The 21,667-nt window shown below is 60.0% G+C and carries 17 protein-coding genes; 1 reads left to right on the forward strand and 16 read right to left on the reverse strand.

Going from position 1 to position 21,667, the window contains the following annotated elements:
- Positions 1 to 4: 4 nt before the first annotated feature.
- From cysW to K290_RS0101105, 13 genes are all read right to left on the reverse strand, one after another.
- A complete protein-coding gene (gene cysW / locus K290_RS0101035; protein ID WP_028750145.1) occupies positions 5 to 877 on the reverse strand; it encodes a sulfate ABC transporter permease subunit CysW in 873 nt (290 codons plus the stop codon).
- Positions 867 to 1,724, reverse strand: a complete 858-nt coding sequence (gene cysT / locus K290_RS0101040) for a sulfate ABC transporter permease subunit CysT (RefSeq protein WP_028750146.1) — start codon at positions 1,722 to 1,724, stop codon at positions 867 to 869. The genes cysW and cysT overlap by 11 nt, the downstream gene beginning before the upstream one ends.
- Before the next feature lie 6 nt (positions 1,725 to 1,730).
- Positions 1,731 to 2,759, reverse strand: coding sequence for a sulfate ABC transporter substrate-binding protein (locus tag K290_RS0101045; RefSeq protein WP_028750147.1), 1,029 nt, complete (start codon positions 2,757 to 2,759; stop codon positions 1,731 to 1,733).
- Between the two features lie 157 nt (positions 2,760 to 2,916).
- On the reverse strand, positions 2,917 to 3,372 hold the full coding sequence (locus K290_RS0101050) for a PTS sugar transporter subunit IIA (protein WP_028750148.1): 456 nt from the start codon (positions 3,370 to 3,372) through the stop codon (positions 2,917 to 2,919).
- Between the two features lie 95 nt (positions 3,373 to 3,467).
- Positions 3,468 to 4,160, reverse strand: a complete 693-nt coding sequence (locus tag K290_RS0101055; RefSeq protein WP_028750149.1) for a response regulator transcription factor — start codon at positions 4,158 to 4,160, stop codon at positions 3,468 to 3,470.
- Positions 4,157 to 6,868 (reverse strand): sensor histidine kinase, encoded by a 2,712-nt coding sequence (locus K290_RS0101060; RefSeq protein ID WP_028750150.1) that lies wholly within the window; start codon positions 6,866 to 6,868, stop codon positions 4,157 to 4,159. Before K290_RS0101060 ends, K290_RS0101055 begins: the two co-directional genes overlap by 4 nt.
- 59 nt (positions 6,869 to 6,927) lie before the next feature.
- A complete protein-coding gene (gene kdpC, locus K290_RS0101065) occupies positions 6,928 to 7,500 on the reverse strand; it encodes a potassium-transporting ATPase subunit KdpC (protein WP_028750151.1) in 573 nt (190 codons plus the stop codon).
- 12 nt (positions 7,501 to 7,512) lie between these two features.
- Positions 7,513 to 9,603: a potassium-transporting ATPase subunit KdpB gene (kdpB, locus tag K290_RS0101070; RefSeq protein ID WP_028750152.1), complete on the reverse strand. Its 2,091-nt coding sequence runs from the start codon at positions 9,601 to 9,603 to the stop codon at positions 7,513 to 7,515.
- A 220-nt stretch (positions 9,604 to 9,823) separates the two neighbouring features.
- Positions 9,824 to 11,527, reverse strand: a complete 1,704-nt coding sequence (gene kdpA, locus K290_RS0101080; protein ID WP_028750153.1) for a potassium-transporting ATPase subunit KdpA — start codon at positions 11,525 to 11,527, stop codon at positions 9,824 to 9,826.
- Between the two features lie 33 nt (positions 11,528 to 11,560).
- Complete coding sequence (kdpF, locus tag K290_RS33615) at positions 11,561 to 11,650, reverse strand: K(+)-transporting ATPase subunit F (RefSeq protein ID WP_034509905.1); 90 nt, start codon at positions 11,648 to 11,650, stop codon at positions 11,561 to 11,563.
- Positions 11,651 to 12,093: 443 nt separating this feature from the next.
- Entirely contained in the window at positions 12,094 to 12,684 is a 591-nt protein-coding gene (locus tag K290_RS0101095; protein ID WP_028750154.1) for an IMPACT family protein, read from the reverse strand.
- A gap of 34 nt (positions 12,685 to 12,718) precedes the next feature.
- The gene (locus K290_RS0101100) at positions 12,719 to 13,348 is read right to left on the reverse strand and encodes a hypothetical protein (protein ID WP_154668527.1); all 630 of its coding nucleotides are present in this window, start codon (positions 13,346 to 13,348) and stop codon (positions 12,719 to 12,721) included.
- A 194-nt stretch (positions 13,349 to 13,542) separates the two neighbouring features.
- Positions 13,543 to 15,276, reverse strand: a complete 1,734-nt coding sequence (locus K290_RS0101105) for an adenylate/guanylate cyclase domain-containing protein (RefSeq protein WP_028750156.1) — start codon at positions 15,274 to 15,276, stop codon at positions 13,543 to 13,545.
- A gap of 273 nt (positions 15,277 to 15,549) precedes the next feature.
- Between K290_RS0101105 and K290_RS0101110 the strand changes: the two genes are divergently transcribed.
- Entirely contained in the window at positions 15,550 to 16,458 is a 909-nt protein-coding gene (locus tag K290_RS0101110; RefSeq protein WP_028750157.1) for an acetamidase/formamidase family protein, read from the forward strand.
- Positions 16,459 to 16,461: 3 nt separating this feature from the next.
- On the opposite strand, the gene K290_RS0101115 is transcribed toward K290_RS0101110, so the two are convergent.
- The 3 genes from K290_RS0101115 to K290_RS0101125 form a co-directional block, all read right to left on the reverse strand.
- Positions 16,462 to 18,204: a cation:proton antiporter domain-containing protein gene (locus K290_RS0101115; protein WP_028750158.1), complete on the reverse strand. Its 1,743-nt coding sequence runs from the start codon at positions 18,202 to 18,204 to the stop codon at positions 16,462 to 16,464.
- A gap of 190 nt (positions 18,205 to 18,394) precedes the next feature.
- Positions 18,395 to 19,441: an NAD(P)-dependent alcohol dehydrogenase gene (locus K290_RS0101120; RefSeq protein WP_028750159.1), complete on the reverse strand. Its 1,047-nt coding sequence runs from the start codon at positions 19,439 to 19,441 to the stop codon at positions 18,395 to 18,397.
- 445 nt (positions 19,442 to 19,886) lie between these two features.
- The gene (locus K290_RS0101125; RefSeq protein ID WP_028750160.1) at positions 19,887 to 21,350 is read right to left on the reverse strand and encodes an MFS transporter; all 1,464 of its coding nucleotides are present in this window, start codon (positions 21,348 to 21,350) and stop codon (positions 19,887 to 19,889) included.
- Between the last annotated feature and the right edge of the window lie 317 nt (positions 21,351 to 21,667).

Below are 21,667 nucleotides of genomic sequence, written 5' to 3' on the forward strand. Positions count from 1 at the left end.
TCCTTCAGTGACGCCGGCTGGCTGCGATCTCTTCGCTGTAGCGCATTTCCAGCAGGGTCTTCAGTGCAAGTGTGACCAAGGCGAGCAAAGCGAGAAGCGTAGCAACCGCGAAAGCGCCCGAGAAATTATATTCGTTGTAGAGAATCTCGACCTGCAACGGCATGGTGTTGGTCTCGCCGCGAATGTGGCCGGAGACGACAGACACGGCGCCAAACTCGCCCATGGCGCGGGCATTGCAGAGGAGAACGCCGTAAAGCAGGCCCCATTTGATGTTCGGCAATGTGACGTGCCAGAAGGTTTGCCAGCCATTGGCGCCAAGCGACAATGCCGCTTCTTCATCCGCATTTCCCTGTTCCTGCATCAGCGGGATCAATTCGCGGGCTACGAAGGGGAAGGTGACGAACATCGTGGCGAGCACAAGGCCAGGAACCGCAAACAGGATCTGAATCCCGTGGCTTTGCAGCCAAGGGCCGAGCGCGCTGTTCGAGCTGAACAGCAGCACGAAGACCAGGCCCGAAATGACCGGCGATACGGAGAACGGCAAATCGATCAGCGTCGTCAGGAACGCCTTGCCCTTGAACTCGAATTTGGCGAGCGCCCAGGCAGCCGCCACACCACAGACGAGGTTCAGCGGCACGCTGATGCCGGCGACGATCAGCGTCAGCCGGATCGCCGCGAAGGTCTCCTCATCCACCAAGGCGCTAAAGAACTCTTCAACACCCTTGCGGAATGCTTCGACAAAGACGGCAGCAAGCGGCATCAGCACCATCAATGCCAGGAAGGCGAGCGAGATGGCGACGAAAATCAATCGCGCAAACCTGCTCTCGGTAATGACGGAATGAACCGTGTCGGAGGCGGAAACGGCATCATGCGCCATAGCCGTATCTCCTTCTGCTCCAGGCTTGAATGAGATTGATGACCAGCAACATGATGAAGGAGATGATCAGCATCATAGTCGCGATCGCCGTCGCCGCAGCGTAATTATATTCCTCAAGCCGGATGACGATGAGCAATGGCGCGATTTCGGAGACGTAGGGCTTGTTGCCGGCGATGAAGATCACCGAACCGTATTCGCCGGCCGCGCGCGCAAAAGCGAGAGCAAAACCGGTCAGCGCCGCGGGCGCAAGGCCAGGCAACAACACGCGGGTGATCGTCTGGAAACGATTTGCACCAAGTGTCGCCGCAGCTTCTTCCACCTCACGGTCGATCTCTTCCATCACCGGCTGTGCCGTACGCACGACGAAAGGCAGACCCACGAAGATCAGCGCGATGATGATGCCCGCAGGCGTGAAAGCGATCTTGATGCCGAGCGGCTCCAGGAACTGCCCGATCCAGCCGTTCGGCGCATAGAGCGTCGTCAGCGCGATGCCGGCGACGGCCGTCGGCAAGGCGAAAGGCAGGTCGACCATGGCGTCGATAATGCGCTTGCCGGGAAAACGGTAGCGCACCAGCACCCAGGCAAGGATCAGGCCGAACACCGCATTGATGATGGCGGCGATAAACGCGCCGCCGAAGCTCATGCGAAGGGCGTAGAGCGTGCGGACATCAAGCGCGAGGGCCCAAAATTTCGACCAGCCAAGAGAGCTGCTCTTCCACAACAATCCCGAGAGCGGGATGAGAACGATCAGGATAAGCCAAGTCAAGGTAACGCCGAGCGCCAATCCGAAGCCCGGAATGACACTCGGCTGCCTAAACCGCCACCTTTTGCGGGTTACTACATGCATTCAGAATTATTGCCCCGGCTTGTACATCTGATCGAAGATCCCACCATCATCGAAGAACTTCGGCTGAGCTTGGGACCATCCGCCGAAATCGTCAATCGTTGCCAGCTTCAAACTCGGGAACCGCGCAATATCCTTCGCGTCGGCCGCTTCCGGCTTGATCGGCCGGTAATAGTGCTTGGCGGCAATCTTCTGGCCCTCGTCGGAATAGAGATAGTTCAGGTAAGCTTCGGCAACCTGGCGAGTGCCCTTGGTGTCGACATTGCCATCGACAACAGCGACCGGTGGGTCAGCGCGGATCGAGACGGAGGGCGTCACGATCTCGAATTTATCAGGGCCGAGTTCTTCGAGCGAAAGATAGGCCTCGTTTTCCCAGGCAAGCAGAACGTCGCCGAGACCGCGCTGAACGAACGTCGTCGTCGCGCCGCGAGCACCGGTATCGAGCACCGGCACGTGCTTCAGCAATTGGGTGACGTATTCCTGCGCCTTGGCGTCATCACCGCCGTTTGCCTGCTTGGCCCAGGACCAGGCTGCCAGGATGTTCCAGCGAGCGCCGCCTGAGGTCTTAGGGTTCGGCGTGACCACCTGGACATCATTCTTTATCAGGTCCGACCAGTCCCTGATGCCCTTCGGATTGCCCTTGCGCACCAGGAAGACGATGGTCGAGGTATAGGGGACGCTGTTGTTCGGGAACTTGGTCTTCCAGTCGGCGGGAATCTTCTTCGTCGCCTTGGCAATGGCGTCAATGTCGCCTTGCAGTGCCAGCGTCACGACATCTGCGTCGAGGCCGTCGATCACCGAGCGGGCCTGGGCGCCGGAGCCGCCATGCGAAGCCTTGATCTTGAGGCTTTCCCCCGTATCCTTCTTCCACTTTGCAGCAAAGGCTTCGTTGAAATCCTTATATAATTCGCGCGTCGGATCGTAGGAAACGTTGAGAAGCGTCGTATCCGCGGCCCATGTCGGCACTACCGCTGAGAGCGAAAAACTGCCGATGAGAACTGCGGCGGCGAGAAGCCGCGAAAGCTTGATCGTCTGCATGGTGACCTCCTTCGTTGTTCCTTAACTCTATCAACTTGGTCGTATAAAGTAACGAAGATTGTTCCTGCTGGAGGCGATTACATAGAACGGCATCCCATAGAATCAAGCAAAGTGAAATCGCATTCTCGCAATTGGGTCCTGGCTCACCGGTAGCGCATCAGCCGATCGAGTCGGACGTGAAAACGGAATAGAGTTCGCCGGCATTTTTTGCCTGGCGCATGGCGGTCAATACGCCTTCCGTTCTGAGCCGCCGGGCTATGGCGGAGAGCACGTTCAGATATTCGCTGCGGCCATTTTCCGCGAAGAGCAGGACGAAGGCAAGGTCCGTCGGAACGTCGTCGATCGCTTCGAAATCGACGGGATGGCCGAAACGGACCATCAGCCCGCGCGGTCTCGTCATTCCCCCGATTGCCGCATGCGGAACGGCGATGCCGTTACCGATGCCGGTCGTTCCGAGCTTCTCCCGAGCCTCCAGTGCCCGCAGCACAGCGCCTTCGTCGAGGCCGAGACAATGAGCCGCTTTTGAGGACAATATCTGCAAGGCTCGCCACTTGGACGGCGCCGAGAGCCCGACGAAGACATGCTCAGGCAGGATGATGGGAGAAAGGTCCATGGTCACTCTTATGGTCGGATATCGGTAGTTTCGGCATGGCTTCGCACCGCGGGCGCTCACAAGGCTGGCGATCATGCGAACCATAGATCACCGCTTCATTCCGGCTCCCGCAGGCGATAGCCGACGCCGGTCTCCGTGGTGATGTATTGCGGCTGATCCGGGATCTGTTCGACCTTCTGCCGGAGCTGACGGACATAGACGCGCAGATACTGCACATCCGCCGCCGGACCCCAGACCTGCTTCAACAGGAACTGATGCGTCAGCACCTTGCCGGCATGCTGCGCCAGCACCCGCAGGATATCGTATTCCTTCGGCGAAAGTTTCACGTCTTTGCCGTCGACCTTGACGATGCGTTTGACGAGGTCGATCGACAGGCCGCCGGTTTGGAAGATTGCTTTTTCACCTTGTTGCTGCAGACGATGACGAAGCGCGACACGGATGCGTGCGCCCAGTTCGTTCATGCCGAAAGGCTTGGTGACATAGTCGTCGGCACCAGTTTCCAGCGCCTTGACGATACCGGCCTCGTCGGTGCGGCTCGATAGAATGACGACCGGCACCTGCAATCCGTCTTCGCGCCATTCCTGCAGCAAGTCATGGCCCGGCTTATCGGGCAAGCCGAGGTCGAGCACGATCAGATCTGGCTTATCTTCCTCCACGGAGAGCCGGGCCGCCGCGGCGTTCTGAGCTTCGTTGACGGCATAGCCTTGGGCACTGAGGCCGACGCGCAGTAATTTACGGATCGGCGGCTCGTCATCGACAACGAGTATCTTAACGGCGGTCGTGTTCATTTCAGTTCATCCAGCTTGGGGACATCCGTTGGTTTCGGCAGGCGAATGGTGAAGACCGCACCTTGGCGGTCCGTCCGATTGCCTGCCGTGATCGTGCCGCCCATGGCCTCGATGAAGCCACGGCAGATAGAAAGGCCGAGGCCGGTGCCGGCCCGCACCTGGTCCCCCTTGCGTACGCGATAGAAGATATCGAAGACCCGTTCGAGATCGGCGGGCGAAATGCCTGAGCCTTCGTCCATCACACGGAAGATGAGGTTATCGACATCGGCCCAGGCCTCCAGGCGGATGGTGGACTCCTCGGGCGCATATTTGGCGGCATTGTCGAGCAGATTGAACAGCACCTGCTCGAAGAGCACGGGATCGACCCGCACCATCGGCAGATCGGCCGGAATCTGCACGTCGACGCGATGATGGGCGAGGATCTTCGCCCCGCGCCGAAGTGCGCTGCCGGCAATATCGCCGGCATAATGCAGAGCGAAATTCGGCTCCATCGCGCCGGATTCGATCTTGGTCATGTCGAGCAGATTGGCGATGAAGCGGTTCAGGCGCTCGGATTCATCGATCACCGTCGACAGAAGATCGACGCGGTCCTCGTGCGGCAGGGATTCCAGATAATCCCGCAGGGTGCCCGCAGCCCCGAGGATCGCAGCGAGCGGGGTCTTGAGGTCGTGCGAAATCGAGGTCAGCAAGGCGGAGCGCAGCCGGTCGGCCTCGACGGCCAATTTGGCGCGGTCGACATCGGCCACCAGTTGCACGCGCTCGATGGCAAGCGCGGCCTGATCGGCCAGCGCATCGAGAAGGCGCTGCTGTTCCGGCGTTAAGAGCGGACCATCGCGGCGGTCGCTGTCGAGGCCGATGACACCAACGGCCGTGCGGCCGGTGCGCAGCGGCACATAAAGGCGCTTTGCACCCGGCAGCGTATCGGCGCCGCGACCGGCGGCATGGTTATGTTCCCAGGCCCAGCGCGCGGCGGCAATATCGGCATCGTCGAGCGTATCGTCAGGCGGATAGCCGGCCTTCACGGCAATCGTGCCATCCTCCGGCAGCAGCAGCACCACGCGCACCTTCAGCATCGATGCGAGCTGGAAGGCCGTCGCCCAGAGCACGTCGTCGAGCGTACCGGTGCCGGCTAGCTTCTTCGAGAACAGATAAAGATCCTCGGTCGTGCGCGCCCGCTGGCGCGCGGCGGCGGCCTGCCTTTGCACGGTTGCGGTCAGATTGCTGGCGACGATGGCGACGCCGAGGAAGAAGAAAAAGGCGAGCACGCTTTCCGGATCGCTGATCGTCAACGTGTATCGCGGCGTCAGGAAAAAGAAGTTGAAACAGAGCGCGCCGAGAAGGCAGGAATAAAGCGCCGGCCGCAAGCCTTGCGTAACGGCCGAAGCCAGCACCGCCATCAAGAACACCAGCGCCAGATTGCGAACGTCAAGCACCTGGTCGAGAATGACGCAGAAGCCAAGAGCGACGGCGACGTAGAGTGTTGCCAGGACATAGCCGCGCAACTGGAACGGGGCAGGCGAGGGAGCTGCCCTAACGCCGCGGCTTGCCGCCGAGCCTTCCGCGTCGTTGCCGGAAATGACGTGAACACTGATGTCGCCGGCCTTGCGGATCAATTCGTAGGAGACCGAGCGCTTGGACCAATCCCGCCAGGAGCCGATCTTCGGCGAGCCTATGACGATGTGGGTGACATTGTTGCTTGCCGAATGGCGGAGCAGTTCCTCGGCAACTTCGCGGCCGGGAATGGTGATGGCTTCGCCGCCCAGTTGCTCGGCGAGCCGGAGCGTCGCGGCGATGGTATCGCGCTGCGCTTCCGTCAGATTGATCGAGCGACTGGTCTCGACATAAACGGCCGCCCAAGGCGCGCGCAGGCGCGAGGCCATACGGGCGGCGTAGCGCACCAGCAAAGCCGAGCGCGGATGATGATCAATGGAGACCAGCACGCGCTCGCCCGCCGCCCAGGGGCCGGGGATCGCATGCGCCTGCATATGGGTCAGAAGCTGGTCATCGACCCGCTGCGCCGTCCGCCTCAGTGCCAGCTCGCGCAGCGCCGTCAGATTGCCGGGGGTGAAATAGTTGGTCAGCGCTCGCTCGGCCGTTTTCGATATATAGACCTTGCCGTCATGCAGGCGCTTGATCAGGTCGTCGGGCGTCAGGTCGATGATCTCGACATCGTCCGCCAAATCGATGATCGAATCCGGTACGGTTTCGCGTACACGCACGCGGGTGATTTGTGAGACGACGTCGTTCAGGCTTTCCACATGCTGAATATTCAGCGTCGTATAGACGTCGATGCCGCGATCGAGCAGCTCCATGACGTCCAGATAACGCTTCGGATGGCGGCTGCCATGCGCATTGGTGTGGGCGAGCTCATCGACCAGCACCAGGCCAGGCCGACGCTTCAGGATAGCATCGAGGTCCATCTCGTCCAGCACGCGACCCTTATAGTCGACATGGACGCGGGGAATGATCTCGAAGCCACCGAGCAAAGCCTGCGTCTCCTGCCGGCCATGAGTCTCGACCACGCCGACGACGACATCGACGCCGTCGGCAATCTTGGCCTTGCCGGATATCAACATTTCATAGGTCTTGCCGACGCCCGGCGCAGCGCCGAGAAAGATCTTCAGCCGGCCGCGCGTTTCCTGCCGAGCCTTCTCCAGAAGCGCGTCGGGCGAGGGCCTGCTCAACATGTCGCGGCTGTCGTCTACCATTCGTAGGTCGTCTTTCCTGATGAGGTTGAGACAGAGGCAACCGCCTCAACCTCTTCAACTTATTGAGTCATAGAAGCATCAAGCGCTTGGTTCAATGCCAGCACGTTGACCACAGGCTCGCCGAGAACGCCGAGTTCGCGCGGCTCGACGGCGGCATCGACGATCGTGCGGACCTTGGCCTCATCCATGCTCCGCGCCTTGGCGACGCGCGGGATCTGGAAGTAGGCATCGTCAGGCGAAATATCCGGATCGAGACCGCTGCCTGACGTGGTGACCATGTCGATCGGAACCGGCATATTCGGGTTCTGAGCCTGCAACGTCGCGACGTCGCCCTTGATACGGTCGAGCATCTTCTGGCTGGTGGGACCAAAATTGGAGCCGCCGGAAGACGATGCATCATAACCGTTCGTGCCGGCGGCCGAGGGGCGGCCATGGAAGTAGCGGTCGGCGGTGAAATTCTGACCGATGAGCGTCGAGCCGATCACCTTGCCGTCCTTCTCCACCAGGCTGCCATTCGCCTGGTGAGGGAACAGTGCTTGGGCAGCGCCTGTCATGGCGATGGGATAGAGGAGGCCGGTGACGGCGGTGGTGACGACGATCATGACGATGGCCGGTCTGATTTGTTTGAGCATGACAAGGACTCCTTAGGCGAGGCCCATGGCGGTGACCGCCATGTCGATGGCCTTGATGCCGATGAAGGGCACGACGATGCCGCCGAGGCCGTAGATCAAAAGGTTGCGGCTGAGCAGGGCGCCAGCACCGATCGGGCGATAGCGAACGCCTTTCAGCGACAGCGGGATCAGGGCAATGATGATCAGCGCGTTGAAGATGATCGCTGAAAGAATGGCGCTTTGCGGCGTTGCCAGCCCCATGACGTTCAGCATCTTGAGTTGCGGATAGAAGGCGATGAACATCGCCGGGATGATGGCGAAGTATTTGGCGATGTCGTTGGCGATCGAGAAGGTGGTCAGCGCGCCGCGGGTCATCAGCAACTGCTTGCCGATCTCCACGATTTCGATGAGCTTCGTCGGATCGCTGTCGAGGTCGACCATGTTGCCGGCCTCACGGGCGGCGACCGTGCCGGTATTCATGGCGACGCCAACGTCGGCCTGGGCAAGCGCCGGGGCATCGTTGGTGCCGTCGCCGCACATGGCGACAAGCTTGCCCTTCGACTGCTCCTCGCGCATCAGCGCCAGCTTCATTTCCGGCGTTGCCTGGGCGAGAAAATCATCCACGCCGGCTTCCGCAGCGATGGCGGCGGCCGTCAGCGGGTTATCGCCGGTGATCATCACGGTGCGGATGCCCATGCGGCGCAACTCTGCAAAGCGCTCGCGGATGCCGCCCTTGACGATGTCCTTGAGTTGGATGACGCCGAGCAGGCGACCGTCGCGGGCAACGGCAAGCGGCGTGCCGCCGGCCTTGGAGATTTCGTCCGATATCGTCTGCAGGTCGCGGATCGTCTCGCTGCTGGTGCGCGATATGACGGTGGCACCGGCGTCTGAGGCCGGAGCAGCGCTGCCGTTGACGTAGGCCAGCACCGCATCCACCGCGCCCTTGCGGATGGAAGATCCTTCAAGATCGACACCGCTCATGCGGGTCTGGGCGGTGAATGGCACGAAGGTAGCCTTCAGGCTGGTCATGTCGCGGCCACGGATCGCGTATTTCTCCTTGGCAAGCACGACGATCGATCGCCCCTCCGGCGTCTCGTCAGCGAGCGACGCGAGCTGCGCCGCGTCGGCCAGATCCTGCTCCGTCACGCCTTTGACTGGGCGGAAGGAGGTGGCCTGGCGGTTGCCGAGGGTAATCGTACCGGTCTTGTCGAGCAGCAGCGTGTCGACGTCGCCTGCTGCTTCGACTGCCCGGCCGGACATGGCGAGCACGTTGAAGCGTACCAGTCGGTCCATGCCGGCAATGCCGATCGCCGAGAGCAACGCGCCGATCGTGGTCGGGATCAGCGTCACGAACAGCGCCACCAGAACGACGGTGGGGATCGAGCCGCCGGCATAGGCAGCAAAGCTCGGGATCGTCACCGTGGCCAGCACAAAGATCAACGTCATGCCGGCAAGCAGGATGTTAAGCGCGATCTCGTTCGGCGTCTTCTGACGCTCCGCACCTTCGACAAGCGCGATCATGCGGTCGATGAAGGTCGAGCCGGCGGCAGCGGTGATGCGGACGCGGATCTCATCCGACAGCACCTGTGTCCCGCCGGTGACAGCGGAGCGGTCGCCACCGGATTCACGGATGACAGGGGCCGATTCACCGGTGATAGCCGCTTCATTGACCGAAGCGACGCCCTCGATCACTTCGCCATCGGAAGGGATGATGTCGCCGGCTTCGACCAGCACGACGTCGCCGACCTTCAGGCTGGTGCCAGGCACCATCTTGTAATCGGTCCGGCTATTGCCAGTCAGAAGCTTGGCCTGGGTTTCGGTGCGCGATTTGCGCAGCGACTCGGCCTGCGCCTTGCCGCGGCCTTCCGCGACGGCTTCGGCGAAATTGGCAAACAACACGGTGAACCAGAGCCAGATATTGATCTGGAGGGAGAAGCCGAGATTGCCGCCGCCAGTCAAAAGATCGCGCAGGAAGAGGACGGTGGTGAGCATCGATACGACGGCCACCACGAACATGACGGGGTTCTTGGCAAGCTTTCGTGGATTCAGCTTCTTGAAAGCGGCGCCCACGGCCGGAACGAGGATGCGAGAATCCAAAATACTCGCGGATTTTAACTGGCTCATAAGAGACTCCAGCGTGAAGAGGGAACGGCGGATCGGGATCGTCCGATCAGCCCAGTAAAAATCTGAAGGCGACAAGGCCAGGGAACAGCGTGACCATCGCAACCAGGATGGCATCGGAAGCGCAGGCGATCCGGGCCGGGCCACGCCCCCTATCAAAGGGGCGTGGATCGATGAGCTTTCGAAGCCTGACGAGTTTAGGCTGCGACATCACAGTCGTTCCTTAGAAGGCCTGGCCGCCGATCATCGCCAGATGTTCGACGATCGGACCGAGGGCAAGCGCCGGGAAGAAGGTCAGCCCGCCGACGATCAGGATGGTGCCGACTAGCAGGCCGACGAACAGCGGCCCATCCGTCGGGAAGGTGCCGGCCGAGGCCGGGACCGTCTTCTTGGCGATCAGCGAGCCGGCAATGGCGAGCGCCGGAACGATGACCAGGAAGCGGCCGATCAGCATGACGATGCCGAGCGTGATGTTGTACCAGGGCGTATTGCCGGAAAGGCCGCCGAAGGCCGAGCCGTTGTTGGCGGCTGCCGAGCTGTAGGCGTAGAGGATTTCCGAGAAGCCGTGCGGACCGGGATTGCCGATGGAGGCGACGGCGGTCGGCAGCACGGAGGCGATGGCGGTGAAGATCAGCATGCCAGCGGGCAGGCAAAGCACGGCAAGCATCGCCATCTTCACTTCCTTGGCCTCGATCTTCTTGCCGAGATATTCCGGCGTGCGCCCAACCATCAGGCCGGCAACGAAGATGGCGATGATGACGAACATCAGGATGCCGTAGAAACCGGCGCCAACGCCACCGACGATGACTTCGCCGAGCTGCAGGTTGATCAAGGGGATCATGCCGCCAATCGCCGTGAAGCTATCATGCATGGCATTGACCGCGCCGCAGGACGCCGCCGTGGTGATGATCGCGAACAGGGACGACAGCGTGATGCCGAAGCGGACTTCCTTGCCTTCCATATTGCCGCCCTGGATGCCGAGCGCATGCACCAGCGGATTGCCGGCAGCTTCGGCCCAATAGGTGACGACGACGCCTGCGATGAAGAGAACGCCCATCGCGCCGAGAATGGCCCAGCCCTGGCGCTGATTGCCGACCATGCGCCCAAAGACGTTGGTGAGCGCCGCACCGATCGCAAAGATCGCCAGCATCTGGATGAGGTTGGAGATCGCATCCGGATTTTCGAAGGGGTGGGCGGAGTTGGCGTTGAAGAAGCCACCGCCATTGGTGCCGAGCATCTTGATTGCAAGCTGTGACGCAACCGGACCGACGGCGATCGTCTGCTGTGCGCCTTCGAGCGTCGTGGCGTTGACATAGGGGCCAAGCGTCTGCGGCACGCCGAGATAGACGAAGACCAGCGTCATGACGATGCAGGCAGGAAGCAGGATGTAGAGCGTCGCTCTTGTCAGATCGACCCAGAAACTTCCGATCGCCTTGCCGGAAGCGCGCGAGAAGGCGCGGATGAGCGCAATGGCGATTGCAATGCCGGTTGCAGCGGAGACGAAGTTCTGGACGGTAAAGCCGGCCATCTGCACGAGATAGGACATCGTGCTTTCGCCGCCATAGTTCTGCCAGTTCGTATTGGTCACGAAGCTGGTGGCATTATTGAATGACAACTCCGGGCCGATCGAGGCCATGCCGGCGGGATTATAAGGCAGGCTCGCCTGAAACCGCTGCAGGAAATACAACACAAAAAAGCCGGCGAGGCTGAACAGCAGCATGGAGATCGAATAGGTCGTCCAGTGCTGCTCCTCACGCTCATCCGTTCCAGCAATGCGATAAAGCCCCCGTTCCAAGGGACCGAGGGCGTAAGCAAGGATTGTGCGCTCGCCCGTGAAAACACGCGTCATGTAACCGCCGAGCGGTTTGACGAGCAGAAGGAGGATCCCGATATAAATCAGGATCTGAAGCCATCCATTGAAGGTCATGAGGGTAACTTTCCCTAACCCGGCGCTATGGGATTAGAAGCGCTCAGGGCGAATGAGAGCGTAGATCAGGTAGGCGGTGAGAAAGAGGGTCACGCCGCCGCCGAGAATGTAATCCAGGAGCATTGGTGTCTCTCCGACTAAAGGCTATCGCAGGCTTTGGTGTAAGCGATGCACAGGATGAAAAACAAAACACCGATCCCGATAAGAAGAATGTCCATCATCGATCGTTGATCCCTAGTTGTTCTTGTTGAGCGCCGAAATAGACTGACGACTCCTTCGAAGAAGGCGCCTTCGTTTCTTCCTGGCGAGGAGATCATCTTGCGGATATCTCGGAGATCAATATGCGGCCGAACAGCATTAAGGTTCGAGACGGCGGGAGAGGGAAAGATATAAAAATCTTATAAAGGCCGACCGGTCAGCATCGTCACCTGATGGAAGTTTTGATCGGCCCCAAGCCAGGAGTGGAAATCGGCACACGTGCTTTCCAGGCCGGATTTACCTGTCATCTCCGTTGACGACGAGATAACCGCGGATGGCTCCAAATCCTCGCCCCGATCGGTGCTGGATCAATCGTCGGTGCGAAGCGCCGAGCGCCCGTTGGTAAGGTCATTTATAAGCTGTGCGACGGCTTGGACGGCCTCTTGGGGGAGCTGGACAACCGCGTCGCAACCGTCGTCAGTGAAATGTTGTTCGACAATGCGAACCTGGTCGAGCGATGCAACGCGAGCCTTTACGAGAGCCAAATCGGCAAACTGAATCTTCACCTGTCCGGAGATCATTGGTGTGAAAGCAGTGAGCGTTGCTGCTCTCAGGCAGGCTGCGGCGGTACCGCCGTATGCTCGCATGAGCCCTCCCGTCCCGAGCAGCACGCCGCCGAACCACCGGGAAACCACCAGAAGCACACAATCGACGGATTGCCCGTCGATTGCCGCCAATATCGGCTTTCCTGCCGTACCGCTCGGCTCACCATCGTCCGAGAAACGGTAGGCTCGTCCGATGCGCCAAGCCCAGCAATTGTGATTGGCCCCCGTCGCCGCGGTTATGGTTTGAAGAGCAAGCTTCGCTGTCTCCTCGCTGTCGACAGGGATTGCGGCCGCGCGAAACCTGCTCTTCTTGATGATCTGTTCGAAACTGCACTGTTCTTCAAGGCGAAACATTTTGATCCTGAGCGGTGGGGTGCGGCACTCGCGACTATCGCAGAGGGTCCACCACGACCTTCAATGCCGACTGGCCTTTCCGATATGCTCCCAACGCCGCGGCCTCCACATTGGCAGCGAAGACTTCGCTGCCGTTCATGATCGACGCCATGATCGGTCTGCGCGGCTCAACGATGACTTCGGCAGTATCGTACTCATCGGCGGGCTCCGTGTACGAAACTTCGCTGGAAGATGCTAGCAGCGGATCACGGCTTTCGCATACTGGTAGGCATGATTCAAAAGTGGGCGTCGCGATGCGCCGTTTCGAAGTTGCTTTTGTCGCAACCTCGGAAGCCGTCCTGATGATCGTCGGGATCGGAAGGTTTATCGGCGTCGAAGCGGCGGCCGTCTTAGAGGTATCCGATTGCGCCTGCTGCGGACCTATAGCCAGGAGATCATCCTTCGTAGGTCGGATGTTTCCTACGTCGGCAGCGACGACGGCCGGCACCTGCGGCAAGGGGCGGGCCGCCTCTATATCTCCTGCGCCAATCCACCAGGATGCACCCAACCCTGCGCCTGCGACTACCAGATATAGAACCTTGCTCTGGATGAACCTTAAAATCTCTGCAGTCATCTCGGACTCTTTTTCACCGTTGAAACCGGTCTGAGAAGAACCCCAAATCACGGCGCAATTTTCGCTCAACGATGACGGGAAAGCGGCCGTTTGTTCAAAAATATTTCGGGTGCATCTCTTTGCGCGAATGCACAGGATCGTAAGAAGTCGATCCTGGGTCTGTTTCCATAACCCTATGAAATATAAGAGTGGTTTTTAGTTCCATAAGATACGTTATCAACTTTTCAATTGTAGCCGGGTACATTCTATTTTTCAATACGCCAAGACCCATCCCAATCTTGGGATGGCGGGTTTGCCTTCAGGCTTTCGATGCGAGCCAGCAGCGTCAACGACGGTCCGTCGTCCGGTATGATCTCCAGCGACGCCTTGAATGTGCGAAGCGCATCGTCCCATCGCCGTTCGTGATATGCTGCAAGCCCTTCGCGATAGAAGTCCCGTAATGCCAGCCGCTCCGGCGTCAGTTCACCATTGCGTCCAAGCACTTCAAAAACGACTTCCGGTCGGGTTTGGCCTGCGACCATGATCCGGTCGATTTCCCGAAACTCGAGTGCGCTACCCGCCTCAGCGATCGTTTTCTCGCTGACTAGGTTGCGGGTGCCATAAACCTTGTTCGCGCCCTCCAGGCGCGAGGCGAGATTTACCACATCGCCCATCACCGTATAACTCATCATGATGTCGGAGCCGATACTTCCGACCAAGGCCTCACCCGTCGCGACGCCTATCCGCAAATCGCATTTTTCCATCGGCGTACCGCGGACGCCCAGCAAGTCGGGGATTTCCCGACGCAGCGTCTCGATGCGCTCAATCATTTCCAGTGCAGCCAGACATGCAAATCGCGCGTGCTCGGCCTCGTCGACGAACGGAGGTCCCCAATAGGCCATGATGCCGTCGCCGACATATTTATCGATGATCCCCCGGTTGGCCCGGATCGGTTCGGACATGAGGGAAAAATAGCGGTTCATGATCCGGACCAGACCTTGCGGCACCAAGCCTTCGCTCAGGCTCGTAAATCCCCTCAGGTCGCAGAATAGCACCGTCATGAACCGGCGCTGACCTTCGGCGGCAGTCAGATTTGGGCGATCGATGAGACCTTCCACCACGCGGGGATCAATGTATTTGCCAAAAGTCTCCCTGACGCGCTGGTTGTCGCGCAATTGCACGACCATCCGGTTGAAGGCGGCCGCCAGCTCTCCAATTTCGTCGCGCGTCGTGACATCGATCGATTGATCGAGATGACCGGCCTCGACAGCCCGCGTACCCTCCAGAAGTTGGCGGACCGAGCGAATGATGCCACCGCTGACAAGATTGGCGAAAATCAATCCGAGGACCGCAGCAAGCAGCGTAGCGATGGCTGAGATCAGAACCGCCTGAGACTGCTCTGCCCTGATCGTGGTGATGGCGCCGTAGCTCACTTTCAGCATCTCCTCCCGAAGGGCGTCGATCTTTTGATCGAATTCGTCACGGAGTGCGTCGACCCGCGGAAGGCGGTCTCTCGCGCCGGCAAAGTCCCGTGCAGCAAGGCGTGAAAGTAATTCCCCAGTCTCCTGACGCAGAAGGCTGCGACCGTCACTCAGCAGACCGTCGATTCGGCTCTCGATACGTGCCAGCGCCGCATTGTCCGAGGGTGTATCGCTATCTGCGATGATCGCGTTGATGAGTTCGCGCGCTGCCTGCGCCTCACGGTCGATTTCGGCGTTTTTGGCGTCGTATAGTTGCTTGCGAGCCGTATATCCCGCCTCGTCGGGCGGCTCCTGCATCTTTGCAATCACCATGCGACGGAGCGCGAGAGCTCTTTCAAGCGACAGAACATGGATCCGCGTCAAATGCTCGTTGGCCGGATTGTACCTTGCCGTCAGCTCATCGAGCAGATGGCCGAGCCGCCCAACCATCATCATCGACAGTACCGAAGTTGCGATCATGAGGATGATCAAGCCGGCAGCGATCGCTACGATTCGCCTTCGGATCGACTGCTTGATCATCGAGCCGGAAAGTTTCCTTATGTTCCGAAGAATGAGAGAATTCGAAATGTCCATTCCCCCGCACGCCAACTCAAATCCCGCCTGGAATGTCGTAACACAAAGCTGCTTATGGTTGAAGGAGAACCCCGAGGGCTGGCTCCAGCGACAAGCGCGCAAAGGGAGAGACTAAGTCAAGCGCCGACAATTTGCCGCTGGGGCCATTTCACTCTTTTCCTCAGGGCCAAGGGCGGCATAGGGTGGGCGAACCAAATTTTAGGATAAGGCTGACGCTCCATGGCAACGCATCGCTTTACCCCGACGGCCTATCACAACGTTATCGGCTCCCTTCCCCCGGCTTTGCACATCGCCGATGGTGATACGGTCATCACCGAAACGCTTGATGCCGCCGGCTATGACAAGGGCGGCATCCAGCGGGCCTCGGGCCCGAATCCGATGAACGGACCGATTTTTGTCGAAGGCGCGGAGCGCGGCGATTCACTGAAAGTCGAGATCCTCGGCATGGTCCCGACGCGCGACACGGGCTTTACCCGAAGCGTCGTTGCCGGCAATGTCGTCGAGCCGGAAGACGTGCGGACGCTGCCGCCGGGCAACAGGGCAAATTGGCAAATCGATCGTCAGGCGCTATCGGCCCGGCTTGCCGAGCCGGTCGCAGGTCTTGAGTCTTTCGTGCTGCCGCTGACGCCAATGATCGGCTGCTTCGGCGTCGCCCCTTCCCTCGGCCAGGCCATATCCACTGCCACCAGCGGCGAATTCGGCGGCAATATGGACTACAGGCTGCTCGGACCCGGCACGACGATCTGGTTTCCTGTTTCGGCGCCGGGTGCCCTCTTCTTTCTTGGCGATTGCCATGCCGTGCAGGGCGACGGTGAGATCGTCGGCACCGGCATCGAGACCACCTTCGAAGTGACCGTGCGGCTCAGCGTCGAAAAGAAGAAGATCATATGGCCGCGCGGCGAAACCGCAGATGACATTTTTACAATCGGCAATGCCCGGCCGCTCGATCAGGCGCTACAGCATGCGACCAGCGAAATGCTTCGGTGGCTGGCCTCCGACTACGGACTCGACAAGACTGCCGCCAGCCATTTGCTTGGCCAAGTCGTGCGTTATGACGTCGGCAATGTTTTCGATCCGGCCTATACGATGGCCTGCCGCGTATCTAAGGCCTGGCTGCAGCGGCGATAGCGATCAACCCGCGTCCAGCGATTGATCCCGTCTTTGGCGCGACACATTCATCTCCTGCCGCTCCTGTGCCATGCTACTGACGGCGGCACGCAAGCTCGGATGGCGGGACATGAAGAGATTGAAGTCTCGGCGTTCCAGAACCAGGAATTGACAAAAATCGACCGCCACCACGTCGGCGGTGCGGCGTGCGCCGGTCAAGACCGCCATCTCGCCGAAGAAAGCGCCGGCGCCGAGCGGAATTTCGTCGTCTTCGAGCTGCACCTCGACCGCGCCGGACGCGATGAAATACATGCTGTCACCCCGGTCGCCGGTGCGGATGACACGATCGCCCGGCGATGCCGACCTTGGCCGGAAAAGCAGCAGAAGTTCCTCTTGGGCATTGTCGTCGAGATCGGCGAACATCGGAAACGTGTCGATCAACTGCTCGATCTCAAGGTGATGCTGGCGGTCCCTCTCCTCGCGCTGCAGGCTGATGACCGCCAGGTCACGGCAGAGGCGGTCGTGCTTGGCCGCACCATGGCCGGCCATGCGCACCGGCCATCGGGAAAAGACCAATTTCTCCAGCCGCTCGCTGCCAAGAAAAACCAGCGGATTGACCGTAATCGACAGAATGGCGCAGGCAAGGATCAGATCCTGCCCTTCGCGCGGCAACAGGCCCAGCGACACGCCGAGACCGGCCAGTATGAAGGAAAATTCGCCGATCTGCGCAAGTCCTGCGGCGACGGCAAAACCCATGCTGGCGGGGTAACGCAACAGCAGCACGACGCAGAAAGCAATCAGCGACTTGCCGAGAATGATGAGGGCGAGCACCCCGAGGACCATCAGCGGTTCACGCACCAGCACCGACGGATCGAAGAGCATGCCGACGGAAACGAAGAACAATACCGAAAAGGCATTCTGCAACGGCAGGGAATCCGCCGCAGCCCGATGGCTGAGATGGGACTCACTCATGATCAGGCCGGCGAAGAAGGCGCCGAGCGCGAAGGAAACGCCGAATATCTCCGCCGCCCCGAAAGCGATGCCGAGCGCGATAGCAAGAACGGAAAGCGTGAAGAGCTCGCGTGAGCCCGTCCGTGCGACGGAGGTCAGCAGCCAGGGAACGATCTTCGGACCGATGAAGATCGCGACGGCCGCAAACGCCGCCACCTTGATGAGGGTGATGCCTATGGTCAGGCCGATCGGCCCAGTGCTTGCGTGAGCGCCCGCATCGGCATTGCCGCCAAGAACGCCGGCAAAGGCCGGCAACAGCACGAGCGCCAGTACCATCGCCAAATCCTCGACGATCAGCCAGCCGACGGCGACGCGGCCATTGGCGGAACTGACCAGATTGCGCTCTTCCAGCGCCTTCAGCAGCACGACGGTACTGGCGACCGCAAGGCTCAAGCCGAAGACCAGGCCCGCCCCGATGCTCCAGCCCCACAGGGAGGTGAGGCCGATCCCCAAGAGAGCCGCAATGGCAATTTGGCCGATGGCACCGGGGATAGCGACCCCGCGCACCGCCAGCAGATCAGCCGCCGAAAAATGCAGACCAACGCCGAACATCAGGAGGATGACGCCAATCTCGGCAAGCTGCGACGCAAGAGCGGTATCGGCGACAAAACCTGGCGTCGACGAGCCGATCATGACACCGGCGACGAGGTATCCGACGAGCGGCGGCAGATGCAGCCGGTCGGCGAGATAGCCGAAAATGGCCGCAAACACGAAACCGGCGGCAATCAGTGCTATCAATGCGACATCGTGCGGCACGGTGGCCCTTCCCGCTTTCAGGCTTTACCGCCTCGTTCCCTATATTCGATCCTAAGCTAGCATCGCTCTTGCGGGGACGTCTACCAGTGCGGGCGCGATCCCGAACGGCGACGGTGTTTTCAGACAGATCATGCGACGCTTAAATGCAAACCGCCGCGCCTTTGCGGAGCGCGGCGGCGAAAGCAGATGCTTACTGATCCAGGACGATCTGCAGCTTGACGTCGCTCGGCCGTGCCTCCACGGCCCGGTCGAAGGCTTCGATCGACTGCTCGAATTTGAAGGTTTCGGAAATCAGCGGCTTCAGATCGACACGGCCGGACGCGATGAGCGCGATGGATCGCTCATATTGATGCGCGTATCGGAAGACGGTCTCGATGCGGATTTCCTTGGTCGATGCGGTCGAGACATCGAATCCGACCGGCGCCACCGGCAGACCGACGGCGACGATGACCCCGCCCGGGCGCGGCAATTCCATCACCGTCTCCCACGCCTTCGGTGAACCGGAACACTCGAACACGACATCCGCGCCCCAGTCATCCGTCAGACGCCTGACCTCTTCGATCAGGTTCTTCTCGCGGATATTGACCGGGATCACGCCCTGATACTGCGCGGCAATGTCGAGCTTCGGCTGGGCAAGATCGGCAACGATGGCGCGGGCGCAGCCGCCGGCAAGTGCGGCGATGGCGACCATGGTGCCGATCGGGCCGGCTCCAAGCACGACGGCGGTATCGCCAGGCGTGATCTTCGCCTTCGTGGCCGCCTGCATGCCAACCGCGAAAGGCTCGACCATCGCGCCTTCGGCAAAGCTGACATTGTCCGGCAGCTTGAAAGTATAATTGGCCGGATGCACGACGAAGGGCGTCAGCACGCCGTGGATCGGCGGCGTCGCCCAAAAGGTGACGGCGGGATCGACATTGTACATGCCAAGGCGGCTGGCTTTGGAATTGGGGTCGGGAACACCGGGTTCCATGCAAACGCGATCGCCGACCTTTAAATGCGTGACACCGACGCCGACTTCGACCACCGTGCCGGCGGCCTCATGGCCGAGCACCATCGGGGCATTCACGATAAAGGGGCCGATGCGTCCATGCGTATAATAATGCACGTCCGAGCCACAGACCCCGACCGTATGAATCTTGATCTTCACCTCACCCTGCCCGACCTCTTGCGGCAGGTCGATATCGCGCAGCGCCAGCTCATGCTGACGCTCCAGTACCAGGGCACGCACCTTGCTCATAGCGTCTTTCCTCTGTTCGGACGGCAAATTCCCATCCCCGCGCAGCCGCGGGGATACTCTGGATAGTTATATCGCCGTGACGCTCGTCACAAAACGATCTTCCTGCGAAAATGGGAGGCAGATATCTCCATATAGAACGAACCCTCCAATAATCCAATGCATTAGGTGGCGCTTGTTAAAGGTCATTCTATTATGAGTATTGACTAGGGCTTGATTTTATTGCCTTTTAACACGCACGAAATGGGAGGACGTGTAAATGGTATATGACTGGACCGGTCAGCGCACGCGCCGCTTAAAAATGTTGCGTGCCGCAAGCATAGCAGTGCTTCTTCTCCTTTTGATCGCAGTGCCTGCCGTACTCTTGCGCTATAACCTTATTCACTATCCTTATTGAGCCGCCGAACGCCGATGCATGCCACCTGCCCTTTTCTGCCAAGGCGACCGATCAGGCCGCCTTTTTCGCGCTCGGTTTCGGCCTGCGCGAGACGTTGTCGCCGGCCTTCGCATCGAGTGGCAGGCAGTCGAGAACGGCAAGCAGGGCTATAATTCCAAGCATGATGAAAGCCAGGCGAAATTCGATCGCAGTGATCCCGTCTATGCCGAGCGGCGCGCTGATGGCCTGGCCGATGCGGATGCCGATGGCACCGACAGCGATCCCCATCCCCATGGTTACCTGAAAGGCCGTGCTGAACAGGGTGTTTGCTCCCGTCATCTGCTGCGGCGGAATATCGGCAAAGGCAATAGTGTTCAGCGCCGTGAAATGCATCGAGCGGCACATGCCGCCGATGAACAGCACCGGGATGATGAACCAGAGCGGCGTGTCAGCCGAAAACAGCGCGCAGGCGGCGATGAAAATGGCATTGAGGATGCCGTTGACCACCAACACCGGCTTGAAGCCGAAGCGCCTGAGGATCGGCGTCGTGCCCGGTTTCATCGCCAGATTGCCGGCAAAGACCGCTAGAGTGAGCATACCGGCATGAAAGGCGCTGAGCCCGAAGCCGACCTGAAACATCAATGGCAGCAGGAAAGGCACGGCGCCAATGGCGATGCGGAACAGCGAGCCGCCGGAGATGGTGATGGCGAAAGTCTGTTGTTTCAGCCCCACTAGATCGATCAGCGGATGATCGGTTCGCAGAAAATGGAAGGTGGCGCCCGCAAGCAACACGCCACCGACGGCAACATAACCCCAGGCTTCCAGCCAAACCGGATCGGGACGGCCGATCAGCTCCAGACCATACATCAGGCTCGCGAGCCCGAGGCCGCTAATGACGAAGCCTGTCCAATCGAAGGGCGGCCGGGCGGCAGCCTTGGTCTCCGGGATCAGCATGAGAGCAAAGATAAACGCCACGATTCCGAGCGGCAGATTGAAGAAGAAGATCCAGCGCCAGCTCGCATGATCGGTTATGAAGCCGCCAAGCGGCGGCCCAAGAATGGGTGCCACGAGCGCCGGCCAGGTGATGGTCGCGATTGCCGAGATCAATCGATCCTTCGGCGTATTGTTGAGAACCAGGAGGCGGCCGACCGGCACCATCATTGCTCCGCCAATGCCTTGCAGGATGCGCATGGCGACAAAGGAGCCGACACCATTGGCAAAGCCACAGAGAACGGAGGCCAAGGTGAAGACGACGACAGCGGTGGTGAAAACCAGGCGGGCACCGAACCGGTCGCTGATCCAGCCGCTGATCGGAATGAAGACGCCGAGCGTCAGCAGATAGGCGCTCATGCCGATATTGAGATCGACCGGACGGGCGCCGAAGGAAACGGCCATCTGCGGCAAGGCGGTGGCGATGACGGTGCCGTCCAGGTTTTCCATGAAAAATGCGCCGGCCACGAGCAGGGCAATCTGCAGCGGCCGCGAGCTGGAAGCCTGGGCCCCCTGCCCTCGTTTGCGCGCGGAAATATCAGTCATTCACAAATTGCTCCGAATCCGCCTTTCAATCCTCGCCATCTAAACGGTTGGGAACCATTTCCGATAGACCGAAATCGTCCTACCATTTGAGGAAGTGATCACGTTTCGCTTAACGACCCGATCAGAACTTGATCTGGATCTGCTGCCCGGCAGTTCGACACTGGGCACAGGCGGTCAGCCCGAGCAAAGCTTCCCCCTCTATCCAGAGCCTGATTTCAGTTGGTTTTGCCGACCAAATCGCTCGATGTGGCTCTAGTAGGCATTCGCACACAAGACATGGTAGGGTCATCCGGTCGAGATATGGCGCAATAAGAACG

Source organism: Rhizobium leucaenae USDA 9039, from assembly GCF_000426285.1.
In the GTDB taxonomy this organism is placed as follows: Bacteria; Pseudomonadota; Alphaproteobacteria; order Rhizobiales; family Rhizobiaceae; genus Rhizobium; species Rhizobium leucaenae.